This window comes from Chitinophagales bacterium (assembly GCA_013816805.1).
Classification (GTDB): domain Bacteria; phylum Bacteroidota; class Bacteroidia; order Chitinophagales; family UBA10324; genus MGR-bin340.
Map to the genome: position 1 here is coordinate 23626 of JACDDS010000006.1, position 13495 is coordinate 37120.

General features: G+C 36.3%; 14 protein-coding genes. 2 read left to right on the top strand and 12 right to left on the bottom strand.

Features of this window, described 5'->3' with window-relative positions:
* Positions 1-111: 111 nt before the first annotated feature.
* From H0W62_06295 to H0W62_06305, 3 genes are all read right to left on the bottom strand, one after another.
* Positions 112-1599 carry a hypothetical protein gene (locus tag H0W62_06295; GenBank protein ID MBA3648147.1) on the bottom strand — a complete coding sequence of 496 codons (1488 nt, stop codon included), beginning with the start codon at positions 1597-1599 and terminating at the stop codon, positions 112-114.
* A 547-nt stretch (positions 1600-2146) separates the two neighbouring features.
* On the bottom strand, positions 2147-2611 hold the full coding sequence (locus H0W62_06300; protein ID MBA3648148.1) for a DUF2652 domain-containing protein: 465 nt from the start codon (positions 2609-2611) through the stop codon (positions 2147-2149).
* A 72-nt stretch (positions 2612-2683) separates the two neighbouring features.
* Positions 2684-2839, bottom strand: coding sequence for a hypothetical protein (locus H0W62_06305; protein ID MBA3648149.1), 156 nt, complete (start codon positions 2837-2839; stop codon positions 2684-2686).
* A 390-nt stretch (positions 2840-3229) separates the two neighbouring features.
* On the opposite strand from H0W62_06305, the gene H0W62_06310 reads away from it, so the two are divergent.
* Entirely contained in the window at positions 3230-3850 is a 621-nt protein-coding gene (locus H0W62_06310; GenBank protein ID MBA3648150.1) for an alpha-ketoglutarate-dependent dioxygenase AlkB, read from the top strand.
* Positions 3851-3955: 105 nt separating this feature from the next.
* On the opposite strand, the gene H0W62_06315 is transcribed toward H0W62_06310, so the two are convergent.
* From H0W62_06315 to H0W62_06355, 9 genes are all read right to left on the bottom strand, one after another.
* Entirely contained in the window at positions 3956-6043 is a 2088-nt protein-coding gene (locus tag H0W62_06315) for a T9SS type A sorting domain-containing protein (protein MBA3648151.1), read from the bottom strand.
* Positions 6044-6327: 284 nt separating this feature from the next.
* The gene (locus H0W62_06320) at positions 6328-7725 is read right to left on the bottom strand and encodes an NAD(P)(+) transhydrogenase (Re/Si-specific) subunit beta (GenBank protein ID MBA3648152.1); all 1398 of its coding nucleotides are present in this window, start codon (positions 7723-7725) and stop codon (positions 6328-6330) included.
* A gap of 18 nt (positions 7726-7743) precedes the next feature.
* Positions 7744-8052, bottom strand: coding sequence for an NAD(P) transhydrogenase subunit alpha (locus H0W62_06325; GenBank protein MBA3648153.1), 309 nt, complete (start codon positions 8050-8052; stop codon positions 7744-7746).
* A 111-nt stretch (positions 8053-8163) separates the two neighbouring features.
* The gene (locus H0W62_06330) at positions 8164-9297 is read right to left on the bottom strand and encodes a Re/Si-specific NAD(P)(+) transhydrogenase subunit alpha (GenBank protein ID MBA3648154.1); all 1134 of its coding nucleotides are present in this window, start codon (positions 9295-9297) and stop codon (positions 8164-8166) included.
* A gap of 107 nt (positions 9298-9404) precedes the next feature.
* A complete protein-coding gene (gene coaD / locus H0W62_06335; GenBank protein ID MBA3648155.1) occupies positions 9405-9875 on the bottom strand; it encodes a pantetheine-phosphate adenylyltransferase in 471 nt (156 codons plus the stop codon).
* A gap of 17 nt (positions 9876-9892) precedes the next feature.
* Positions 9893-10456 carry an RsmD family RNA methyltransferase gene (locus H0W62_06340; protein ID MBA3648156.1) on the bottom strand — a complete coding sequence of 188 codons (564 nt, stop codon included), beginning with the start codon at positions 10454-10456 and terminating at the stop codon, positions 9893-9895.
* Between the two features lies 1 nt (position 10457).
* Positions 10458-11318, bottom strand: a complete 861-nt coding sequence (locus H0W62_06345) for a DUF3822 family protein (GenBank protein MBA3648157.1) — start codon at positions 11316-11318, stop codon at positions 10458-10460.
* An 89-nt stretch (positions 11319-11407) separates the two neighbouring features.
* Complete coding sequence (locus H0W62_06350) at positions 11408-11938, bottom strand: DUF255 domain-containing protein (GenBank protein MBA3648158.1); 531 nt, start codon at positions 11936-11938, stop codon at positions 11408-11410.
* Positions 11939-11986: 48 nt separating this feature from the next.
* On the bottom strand, positions 11987-12334 hold the full coding sequence (locus tag H0W62_06355; protein ID MBA3648159.1) for an Hpt domain-containing protein: 348 nt from the start codon (positions 12332-12334) through the stop codon (positions 11987-11989).
* A 448-nt stretch (positions 12335-12782) separates the two neighbouring features.
* Between H0W62_06355 and H0W62_06360 the strand changes: the two genes are divergently transcribed.
* The gene (locus H0W62_06360; protein MBA3648160.1) at positions 12783-13475 is read left to right on the top strand and encodes a response regulator transcription factor; all 693 of its coding nucleotides are present in this window, start codon (positions 12783-12785) and stop codon (positions 13473-13475) included.
* Positions 13476-13495 lie beyond the last annotated feature (20 nt).

Consider the following 13495-nt stretch of genomic DNA (forward strand, 5'->3'; position numbering starts at 1 on the left):
CATAGAATGACTCTATATTATCGATTGTTTAACTTTCAGTGCGAATACTTGTAAAAAAAAGCGCTGAAAAAAAATGGTTTCAGCTCCGGATGTTCAAATTGAAATGGAGGTTTAATATCTCATCATTGCAGCCATCTTGCTGTTATCAGGCATCTGACTTCTTGACAGCAAAAAAACCTCACCTCCGTTTAGAATGGTTTTAATTACGGCTTTATTCAATAAACACTCATCACCGTCCATTCGTGAAGTGTGTACTTCCAGGTTATTTTCAGCTTCATCGAATGTACCCCAGATATGTTCATCCCTATCTACAAATAGTTGTGAAATTCTGGAGTAATATGCTGCGGGAATTACATCTTCAGGTATGGTTGAAGTTAACTCAGTGGCAGAATTATTATAAAAATGTTGCAATGCTTTTTTCATTCCTTCATGAAAGTAGCGGGCCATTCTTTCCCGTGCAGTGTTATATAGTTTATGCACGTCATCGTGATCATGATTACCGGTTATGGCATCTTCGGCAATGTGCTTATATTTTGCAACAGATTTATAGATCGGTACCAGATAATCAACAGCCGCAATCATAAGCGGGGCCTTTTCAGTTGCCAGGACATATTTCATTAACACTTCATCAACCTCATCAAAATACATTGCAATGTGGGTTTTCTCATCGGGCTCACCCGCTCCAATACCATGGAAGTTGGCACCACCTGTACTACCGTGGCCCCCGGTGCGAAAAAGATTCTGGTCATCTTTCTCTTCAAAATGAACGACATCACTCATACCAAAAGGAAGTTCAGGAATTATAAGTTCTTCCATTTCAAAAGCATCAGCTTTATAAAATTTCACATGCTTTTTACTGATGACCAAAAGATAAAACTTTTCTTCATTTGACATGGCCGGAACCAACGGTACCACATTGAAAGAATTATTGATGTAAATCTCTTCATGTAGAGAAAAAGGAACCTTTATAAATTTAAAAAAGCCATCAGCCATAAATACTGCAATGCCTTTTTGAAGGTTGAGCCAAAAAGCTTCGTCACGTAATAAATCATAGGCTGGTTTAAGGATTCTGTTCACCGTTACTTCATCATACTTCTTTTCCAATAAAGTTTGCATTGCCTGTTGCAACACATTTTTAAAAAGAATTGAATCCTGATGCTCATTCACTTCCCCGCCCGCCCGGTGTGTCGGTATAAAAGCAGATACACACAAATCCGATTGATAAGAAGCAAGATCAGAAAAAATAGATTTGTTTAAAACACCTGGTAATTCTTCAGGTTTGGTATCTGTAAACTCTTCTTTTTGTGTATCATTTTTGCTTTTGTCTGCTTTGTTAGATTCTTCATTCTGTTTTTCCTTATGAGTGTCCCGATGTTTTTGACGATTTCGATTAGAATGCCGCAGGTGCACATTGGCAGCCAGTTCATCAACTCCCGATGTATACTTCTCAGTGATTTCTTTATCGCGTTCCAGATCTTTTTCAAGGTCTTCGCTATCGAGTGTAGGTCTCATTCCCAAACCTTCCTCTTTCCCGCTTCCCGAAGGCTTTCCTTTAGGTGGAATATATTTATTTTCTCTTGTTTTTCCCTTTTTATTCATAGTTGATTTTTTTAGATCTTAAAGACACAAAGGGTGTACCATCCGTTTGCTCCCCTAATATACAAACGGAATTTTATTGGGACATTATACACGTGTGTACAGAACTTTTCTATTGCCAGCTTAAATATTTCGCGATGAATTAATTGGCCTAAATATGTAGAAACTCTTTCCTTAAGGTGTTTACTAAACTCCTAAAATTGTGGAACCATTTTGTTAAACAGAAGATGGAAGTTTATTTCTTTCACAACTTTCTTCTTTTCACTCTTGAATTTAAAAATAAGCTGATTAACCAAATTTTTTCTATATAATATTTGAGTGTCAGTTGAGTTGCATTCGTATTTATTTTTTCCAGGATATAGAAAGCAGAACTCATTTCTCTTTCATTAGTTCGCTGAATTCAATTCTATCAGGATGGTAAGAATAGCTGCTGATATAGATATCGGATTGTCCATTCTCCATTATATACCTGCACCTCATACCAGTTCTCGGCAGGTAATGATTGACTTCCTCTATAGTTTTAATTCCTGTCTGCCATAAACTGCGATAGTTAAAATTTCCGACGGCATGAAATAAAGTGAGTATATCCGACTCGAATTCCTTCGCAATTGATATCATTTTTAATCTTTTTGGAAAGATCCATAGGTTTCAGAGATTCAGGTATAATATTATTTTTTAACCTGGTTAATTGTGTAAAATGAAAGGCTATGTCTCCGTTTTCTGTTTGTTTGGTGCTGCTGTTCCACTCCAGGGCCTGCCAAGGGTTATTGTTATGTAACAGACTTTCTGTTACCAGCCAGTATTCATGCTGCTCAATATTATTTTTTAAAAGCTGATGAGCAACAATAATATCTTTCCCAATTAATTTCCTGAAATCACGAACCTGGTAACTGGTGAATTCGCCATAATGAGTTATTATTTTTAATGTAAAATTTATAGCTGATACGCAGGCTTTGCATTGACAGTAGCGACGCTGGTCGTAGGCAATCAAATTTCGGTGAAACTCACAAAACATTTTCTAAACCTGATGGTAGATATTGTTGAGTTCAGAAGATTCGCCGAATTATAGAAAAGAGTGGCATCACCTTCAATTTCCAGAGACAGTAAGATCAAGCTGATTGGCATCAACCAATATTTCCAGCAGTTCCTGGATAATTAACCGGCTGTGGTTAATTTCTGTTTCATTCACAAATTTAGTAAAACCGCTTATATCGTGAATAAATAGCAGTCCTTTATTCTCCATTTTTTATTTTAAAGATACTTAATCCTGTTTCTCTATTACATCTGAAACCAGTTGTCGGTAGCTGAATTGTTCATCGTTTTACACATTGTTTATAACCCTGTTTATTTTTTGTGCAAAATATCTCTTTGAAAAATTTGGAGATCATAGTTTGAATATTGTACATTTATCTTATTGATTACAACATCCGGTCGTTTAGCAATATTCGGCCTCACATCTAAAAGAAGTGATGATGTTAATTCGAAAGGATATAACACGGATTCGAAAATCAGGGTAGTCTTTAAAGCTACGGTTTTAAGATTGCGAAAGCGGAGTTAATCTCACGATTGGGTCCGCTTTCTTCGTTTATAGCATTGTTCTTAAATTTGTGCAGCTTCACTGATCTCAAATTTAATGCAAGGCTTATTATTTAATTCATCTTCTAAAAGTGCTGATCAGGCTTTTAACCTTCTTCCAAAAGATGGTGAGGTCCTTGTGTACCCGGATTTCTTTAACAAAAATGATAGTGACCGGCTCTTAGAATACCTGCTTCACAATATTGAATGGCAGCAGGATCAAATTAAATTTTATGGTAAATCTGTGAATCTGCCCAGGCTGACAGCCTGGTATGGAGATCATCTAAAAGATTACAGTTATTCTCGTATCTCTATGAAAACCCATCCATGGACTGCGGAACTTTTAGAAATTAAGGATAGAATTGAAAATAATGCAGGTGTTCGTTTTACAAGTGTGCTGCTTAATTATTACAGGGATGGAAATGACAGTGTTAGCTGGCATCGTGATAATGAAAGTGTACTACGTGTTAACCCCATAATTGCATCTGTAAGCTTTGGGGCAACGCGAACTTTTAAATTCAGGCATATATCAGATAAGACTTTACTGAGAAAAGTCGATTTAACGCATGGCACTTATGTACTTATGAAGGGCAGTACACAGCATTTTTGGGAACATCATATTCCAAAAGCTAAAAATATTCTCACTCCACGGGTCAGCTTAACTTTTAGAATATTATAATTTATTCTCCTGAATTTTCTTCTTTAATTTTTGCTCTATCTTCATTAAAAAAGAACAACCAAAAAACCGGTCGATTATACGCTGCTATATTTATTAAAAATGATCCTATTGCTTAATAATTTTATTCTCGTAAATTTTTCCTGCTAAATTGATCCGGCTTAAATAAACTCCTTTTGCATAATCTGAGAAATCCAGGTTAATTTTATTATCACCTGCATAAAGAGAAAGATTCTTATGTATTACTATGTTTCCAAGGATATCATAAATAACAACATCTGCATCTTTATCTTCATTTAAGTTGATGTTAAGAATCGTGTAATTCGAAAATGGAACAGGATAAAAATTTATTAACTCATTACCTGACGTTGCGTTTTCCATTTTGCCGGCAAGACATTGAGACGGTATAAAACGCTGCGGAAAAGGATAAACTTGTGCAAAATAAGCATCGGGTTGAATAGAGTTTTGGCTGTTGCAACCACCGGCAGGGCAATGAAATGCACTGTATTCAATAGGAATATTTCCATTCTTTTTTGTCTTTATGCCCTTAGTAGAATAAATTATAAACAGTGAGCCATTTGGTCCCGACTCTAAACCAGGGTTATAGCTTTTTTGTACAAGCACATCATTTTGTTTAATGTCAGTTTCATCATTCTCACCACCCAAATACATGAAGGAGCTTAATTTTTGATTTGCTGTTGGATTAGCCGGATCATTCGTTAAAACAGCAATAAATGCATCGCGCTTGTTTTCATTGTTGTTTCCATTAATGCTTTTGCTGAGGAAATAAGCTGTAGAATCTTTTGAAGGAAGATCAGCGCTGTAAGTAAGTCCGGCTATTGCAACAGAATCACGCCCATCAGCAGAATTATTGGAATGAAACGCGCGAACACTTTTTGCAAAATCATCTTTTTCGCCGCCAAAATAGGTAAAGAAATCCAGCGATACTGTAACAGGATTAAACGAAGAAATGTGAAATTTGGTTAAAAAGCAATCTATTCCCAAATTCTTTTGAGGTTGGTATGCATTGCTGGTGGGTGAAAACGTTCCTGAATTATCGGGGCTGCTTTGAGTTTGACCTGTCCAATAAATATCGTAATTACGTGTAATATCTGTTCCGCGTCCGCGATCCGCTGCAGAACCACCGAAGTAAGTGCTCCAGTCAGGATTATTTGATAAGTTCTTTATATTCCAAATGAGCATAAAAGCGTCAGGCGATTTACCGTCAGTGCCTCCCCCATAGGTATTATCATAATAGTTTGATCCCGGAGGAACAATGCCGGTTGAGCTTTCCGTAGTACCACTGAGGATTAAATAGCGAGCAGCATTTTTGTAAATAATCTGAATATCATGACCGCGATCGCTGTTATTTCCTCCATAATAAGAAAAATATTGTAGTGTGTTTAGACATGAATCCAAACAGCCTATAAACATATCGCCTACACCTGAGAGATCGCTTTTAAATGGGGTAAACGAATAGCTTGAATAATTAAGCCATGCAGGACTTTCGGTGTATCCGTTAAAATAGACTTTGTGGGAAATTGTATCTACAGCAATGCCAAGAATCTGATCACGGCCGATTCCGCCAAAAAAAGTCCATCTTACCAGTTGACCGGTCACTGCATTGTACTTTGCGATAAACCCATCCCACTTGTCATTATTAGTTGTTTGAAAAACGGAGCTGCATCCGCCCACACATGCCTGACCGGCAATGTTAACTTGTTTCTTTGTGCCATTCACTTCACCCGCAATATAAATCCATGTTTGATCGCCCACTCTATCGAGCGCGGCACAATAAGCATATTCAGTAGAAGCAGAACTGCCGAAGTAGCGAATCCAGTTATACTTTTGACAAGAGGGATTATAGCTTGCTACAAATGCATCGCCGCTTCCTCCGGAATAAGAACCATCGCAATTCGCAAAGCCTAATGTATCACTTTTGCTACGACCAACAATAAAAACGTCATTCAGGTAGTAGTAAATTCTTTCACCCAAATCTTCCTTTGCGAAATCAGAATCGGAAATAGTATCATCAAAATACCTGCCCCATGCAATTTGCGCCGGCTGACTAACCGCCTGAGCCTTTACAGATGATTGATAAAAAGAAAAATAGACAATGGTTAATGAAACACATTTACCTAAGAAGGACATTTGCTTCTTTAACAATAAATATAAATCGTTAGAAAAGTTTTTCATATGAAAAAATGTAAGAGAGGGTGAACAAAAAATCAGTATTAAAAGTATTTTGCCTGCCTTGTTTCAAATATTGAACAAGGCCGCTAACTTCAGACAGTCACGCGTAAGAAAGGTTTAATGACAGAAAAAAGTTCAGCAAAAAAACCTGCAATTTTTGTAAAATATAGAAGAAGATAAATTAACTGCTGTGGGATAATTGCTGCGAAAATCCACTGAGGGTAACTTATTCTTGTTGCAATTCTGAATGCAGATTTCGTATTTAAAAATAAAGACAGGATGCTCTGTTAATTTTCTTTCACTTCACTCACTAATTTTTGCAGCGATGCTTTTGCATCACCAAACAGCATTCGGGTTTTGGGCTCATAAAAAAGTTCATTTTCGATACCTGCATAGCCTGCATTCATGCTCCGCTTCATCACAATTACATTACGGGCATTCTCGACTTCCAGGATTGGCATTCCATAGATGGGGGAGGATTTATCATTTTTGGCAGCCGGGTTTACCACATCATTTGCACCTACCACAATTACTGCGTCGGTAGAAGAAAATTCAGCATTGGCATCATCCATTTCTAATAGTTTATCATACGAAACATCTGCTTCTGCAAGTAATACGTTCATATGACCGGGCATCCGGCCTGCTACAGGATGAATGGCATACTTTACCTCTACACCCTTTTCTTCCAGCAGCTTTTCCAATTCATGAACGGTATGCTGTGCCTGAGCCACTGCTAAGCCATACCCCGGAATAATCAATACTTTTTTGGAATAACTCAACAGCACACCTGCATCCGAAACAGAGATCTCCTTAATAGCTCCTTTCTCATTTGTATTTGCTCCTGCAACTCCCTGATTTTTTCCAAAGGAGCCAATGATCACGTTTAACAGCGATCTATTCATGGCACGGCACATTAAAAGGGTAAGAATAGTTCCTGCAGAGCCAACGAGAATTCCTCCGGTGAGCATTACCTGGTTATTATAAATAAAGCCTGCGCACGCCGCTGCTACGCCCGTAAATGAATTCAATAAAGAAATAACAACAGGCATGTCCGCCCCTCCGATAGGCAAAACGAATAGTACACCATACAAAAGACACATTCCGACCATCACCGAAAGCACCGTCATATTCTGGTAGTCAATAGCAATAAGATAAACACCTATTGCAATAGTTACGGCCAGTACAAATAAATTAACAATGGACTGACCCTGGAAATTTTTATCACCCAGGTTTCCATTTAATTTGCCAAACGCAATCATACTTCCTGAAAAAGAAACAGTACCTATCAATAAACCTGCAAGTATTACTGCAATAATGTTCCACTCACCTGACACAAAAGGATGACGCTGATATTCAATTACAGAAATAATAGCTGCGCAGGCACCACCCATTCCATTAAAAAGAGAAACCATTTGGGGCATATCAGTCATTTTCACCTTTCTTGCAGCTATAGTCCCCAGCAGAGAACCAATGATAATCCCACTGAAAATCCAGACAAAGTTGTGTAGAGGGTTGCCACTCAAATCCCTGTAAAAAAATATGGTAGCTGCAATTGCAAGCACCATACCTGCCGCCGCTACCAGGTTTCCTCGTCGGGCAGTTTCAGGATGGCTCAACAATTTTAACCCCAGAATAAACGTAACTGAGCCAATTAAATAAGCAATCCACAGTATGCTGTTTTCCATCATGTGACTGATTGAAATTTATTTTTTCTTCTTAAACATCTCCAGCATCCGATCGGTCACCACAAAACCTCCCACCACATTTAATGTTCCCAGAATTACTGCGAAAAAGCCCAGTATTAAGGCAAGATAATTAGTTTGTTCTGCACTTCCCATTACGATAATAGCACCTATAATTACCACTCCATGAATAGCATTGGCGCCTGACATAAGCGGTGTATGAAGAACAGTAGGTACATGAGAAATTATTTCGATACCCAGGAATATGGATAGAATAATAATAAATACCATATCACGGTTCTCATATAAAAAATGTATTGGCGAATGCATATCAAATCTGTTTGTTAAATTAATTAATCTTAAAATATTGATACAAAATGCCAGGTGACCGGCTCTTATTACATCTGATTAAAATAAGTCACCAATGTGCACCATTCCATATTACACAGCATGAGATTTCAAAAATTCCCTGACACGTGGATTGATAATTTCTTTATGAAAGGTGATGCAGGTGCCTTTAACAATATCATCCTCCATATTGATAATGACTTGTCCATCTTTTAAGATCAACTTTAAAAAATTCAGAACATTTTTTCCAAACATTTTACTTGCATCTGCAGGCATAGTTGAAGGAAGATTTGAGTTACCGATAATGGTTATTCCATTGGTTGTGGTAATTGTTTCACCGTTTACTGTAAGTTCACAATTTCCGCCGGTAGATGAAGCAAGGTCAACAATTACAGAACCCGGTTTCATGGCATCTAATGTTGCTTGAGGAATCAATAGAGGAGCTTTTTTGCCGGGTATCTGGGCAGTTGTGATTATGATATCTGATTTTACTGCAGAGTCGTGTATTTTTTGTTTTTGTCTTTCCAGGAATTCCTTTGATTGTTCAATGGCATAGCCACCCGCTGCTGCAGATTCAGCAGCGCCTTCTACTTCAATAAACTTAGCACCAAGTGAGTTCACCTCTTCCTTTACTGCGCTCCGTGTATCAAATACCTCCACTACAGCGCCTAACCTTTTTGCTGTTGCAATTGCCTGCAACCCGGCAACGCCAGCGCCAAGAATAAGTACCTTGGAAGGTGCAATGCTGCCAGCAGCTGTCATAAGCATTGGAAAAAATCTGGAATGGGAGTTTGCTGCCACAAGAACTGCTTTATAACCTGCCACGGTAGCCTGCGAAGAAAGAACATCCATGGATTGAGCACGTGTGGTTCTTGGAACCATATCCATGCTGAAGGAGGTGAGATTTAATTCTAATAATTGAAATACAATGCTGCTGTTAAGCAAAGGTTGAAAAACAGCAATCAGTACGGATTCTGCCTTCATCCTTTTTAAATCTGAATCCGCAGGGCACACAATACCTAAAACAAGGTCAGATGTAAGAACCTTATCCCTTGAAGAAATAGTTGCACCCGCGGTTTGATAAATAGCATCTGATACATAAGACCGGGAACCGGCCTCACTTTCAACCTGCACCTCAAAGTTTAATTTTTTTAGTTGTACTACGATTTCAGGCAGAGCAGCAACCCGGTTTTCATTAGCTGGTTCTTTTAAAATACCGATGACCATAAGATGAATAATTACAAGATATCTATAGATGACGTGGCCTTGTAAAAAGGTAAAAATATTAAATAATTAAAAACAAACTAAAGTATATTGCGGGTATCTACTCTAATCTAATGATGTACAGATGTTTCAATCTCTTCAGGAATAAAAGGTGAAGCATCACCTCCATTCACAATTACATCACGAACTATAGAAGATGAAACGGAAGCTAATGAAGGGTTGGCCAAAAGGAAAATGGTGTCAATTTTTCTGCTTAAAACACGGTTGGTATGTGAAATTGCTCGCTCGAATTCAAAATCGCCGGAGCCCCTGATGCCGCGCAAAATAAATTGGGCTTGCTGTTGATCACAGAAATTTACAGTGAGCCCTGTATAGCTCTGTATAAAAATTTTAGGTTCGAATTCGAAGATCTTTTTTATCCACTCTATTCTTTTCTCAATAGAAAACAGATACTGCTTCTGTGAATTGATTCCGACACCTATTACAATTTTATCAAAAAGAGGAAGCCCGCGGTTAATTATATCCACGTGCCCAATGGTAATCGGATCAAAAGAGCCTGGAAAAACTGCAATTTTATTCATATTTATATTGTCTGAATTTAAGCGATATTTTCTGATCTGATTCTAGTTTCCTTTGAGAAGAAATGAAAAGTTGTTTGGCCGTAATTGCGAACTTGCAAAAGATGTGGATCCTTTTCAAAAGAGTATTTAGAAGAAGTTTCAAGAATAAACCATCCTTTTTCTTTTAAAATATCCTTTGATAATAATTTTTCAGGTAATTTATCAATGGTATCTAAGGAATAAGGGGGACCGGCAAATATAATGTCAAATTGCTCCTTATTGTAATCAATAAACTTGAGGACATCAGCTTTTTGAACTCTTATGGAATCTATTTTCCATTCCTTTTTTAATTTGTTAATGAATTCTACAGCACCCTGGTCTTTTTCAATTGAAACGATATGCTTACAGCCCCGTGATGCAAATTCCAAGCTTAAATTTCCGGTACCACTAAAAAGATCCAGAAAGCTTACTTCTTCAAAATCAAAATAATTATTAAGAATATTAAAGAGACCTGTTTTAGCAAAATCCGTGGTAGGCCGTGTTGGTAAATTACCAGGTGGATAAAATTTTCTTCCTCCTAAAGTTCCACCAATAACTCTCATATTAGATGCATAATAAATTAAAATAATAATGATCAGGAAAAGAATAATCACGATCATATTTCCACTTGGTAACTCGCTGTCCGAACTCGACAAAGCGAATGTATTTGAATATCAAATGGAATAATGAAGATTGTTTTTCTATTTCTCCTAACAAAATCAGCTTATCTTTTTCCGGGTCAAGGTGAAGCTGCTTGTATGTAAATAGTACGTGGTAAACAAAGTCTTCAGGAGTAGCATAAGAGAAATTATTGCAAAAATGTAAGGTTTCATTTTTTATATAAATAATCTGCAGACTACACTGTTGTACATAGGTGTAAACTATTCCTGTTTCATCACTTTTACTTATTGTAAGAAGCTCAGTGATAAGTGTTGTAAGTGAATGATTAATTGCTGCACCCGGAAAATATTCTGTACACAGTTGCATAAAAGCCGGTGACAGACCATACATTATTGTAAAATCCTGTCTTTGAAATTCATCAGATCTTACTTCCAAAGTTTGATTTTGTGAAGTATTGAAAGTAAATAATTCTGAATCATTAATATTATAAAACAGTGAGGGTATAAAAGTAAATTGTGAATTAAAAACCGAAATTCTTTTTTGGTTGAAATTCTGCTGGAGAAAGCTATCTTCCTGTGCTATAGATTTCAAGTTCACTGCAATATCTGTATTCACTTTACTTGTAAACCGGAACGGTTGAATAATGTATATTTTTTTAGATTTCAAATCGGCTATGTGATACATTAGTTGCTCCGGTGTAATCAGCAAACAAAAAATGCAATCATCAGGATTAAGAGAATTAAAATCCTGCGATGCATAAGATATACCTGCTGTTATCTTTGCTGATCTTATTAATTCATTCATATTTATAAATGCCCGAACAGGGTAAAATTATATGCACAAAAAAACTCAATCCGGTAGGATTGAGCTTTTGTATTTTTTTTGATTAAATTTTATTGTTTGCTGTCTTTACTTACACTGCTTAAATAGGTATTCCAGTCTTCTTTTTGATAATGGTTCTCACCAAAGTACTTTAACACATTTATCAATTGATCTGAAGGCATATAACCCGGGACTATTGAAAGTACTTCAAAGTTTTCGCTCAGGAAGGTAGTAGTTGGGTACCCCGGGGACTGGCTGAGGAAATTGGTGGCAACATTATTTATTTTTTTAGAGGGATCGTAGCTGTAGTCTTTTCCCTGAAAAGTAATTTTGTCTTTAGATTCTGCATTTAATTTTACAGCATAGAAATTATCATTAATGTACTTAACTATATCTTCATTTTTATATGTAGTCGCATCAAGCCTCTTACACCATCCGCACCAATCAGTATAAATATCAATAATTATTTTTTTGGGCTGTTGTTTAGCTGCCTGCTCGGCTTCAGAAATAGACATCCATTTTATATTGCTGCTTATTTGAGCGTATATATGCGGAGAGACTGATAAGGCTAATGCAAATAAAATAATTTTAAACTTCTTCATATCTGTTATTTAGTAGGATAAACGAATTTCTGAGAAAATAATTTCAATTCACGATAAAGTTACTAAAGTTTCAATTAATTCACTAAAGGCATACCCGAGCTGCACATCAAGTTCATTTGAAAGAAAAGGAATCTGGTCAAATGAATTTTCAGATATTATGTTGTCTTCTATCCGTGCAAGTATAGGTTCAATTGACGACATGCCCATAAAAACTACCTGAGGTTTTAAAGAATGAGCAGCTGCTTTTACACCATTCCAATTTCCGGAAGTTGTATGTTTTTTTATGAGCTCCAATTGCTCAGGTGCCGATTCTAAAAACATGTGAATATAATTTACCATTTTATTCTGATCATTATGACAGAATTCCCTGAGAAATTGCAGGTTGACCAATTTCATAGTTTTTGTGCTCATATCCTGATAAACAGATTGTAATTATTAAACAAAAAATAAATAAAATTTAAATTATTTCACTTTTAAAAAATAGAACTTATAATTATTAGATGGTATATGTATTAGTAATACGAAAACAAAAAAAGAAAGTTTAATCTTTGATGTCAAATTAAAAATGTTCCATACAGAAACATTTCTTAAATAATATTTATAATTTATTTTATAATATTTAATATATTTCACGTTCATTTTACTGAAAAAGAAAACGGGGCTTTTAACCCCGTTTAATTAGATTTAGTCATAATTAAGAAGATAATTTCTTCATAGTATAATGTTAGTATTGTACCAAAACCGGTATAAACATACTTGTACTCTTTACTGAAATGAGCTATAAATCTGCGGAGGCCTTAAGATAATCTGCCAAAACCCTTAAATTCACGACCAATTAACCGTTATGAAGATCAGCTGTATTGCGGTAGATGATGTGAAGTTGAACCGGGAAGCCATGCTTGATCTTATAAGTTCTGCTGAGTTTATGGAGGTAGTTGGAAGTTGCACGACTGCCTTGGAAGCATCTACTCTTCTAAAAGATTTACAACCCGATGTTATATTTCTTGATATAGAGATGCCGGGAATGTCAGGCCTTGAATTAATAAAAACGCTAGTCCATCCGCCCTTAATTGTACTTTCTACTTCACATAAAGAATTTGCTGCAGAAGGATTTGAAATGAATGTTTTTGATTATCTCGTGAAGCCGGTTACTCACGAGCGCTTTCTGAAATGTGTCAATAAGATATATGAATATTTTAAGAAAAAAAGACCCCTTTCAGGTGATCAAATATTTATTAAATCAAATAATAAGTTTATAAAGGTGAAGTTGAATGAAATTCTATATGTAGAAGCTATGAGGGATTTCGTGGTTTTATATACAGATAAAGTGAAATTGGTGACACTTATGAACCTGAAGGAATTTACCACACAGCTGCCTGAAAATCAATTTTTAAGAATTCACCGGTCCTATTTAATCCCGATAAATCGTGTTGAGTCAATAGAAGGTAATGTGGTGAAAATTCAAAACCATGAAATTCCTATCGGTGAAAGTTATCGGAATAAGGTATTAAATCAATTGTTGGGTAAGGATGATTAAAGTTTAAATACTTAATATTC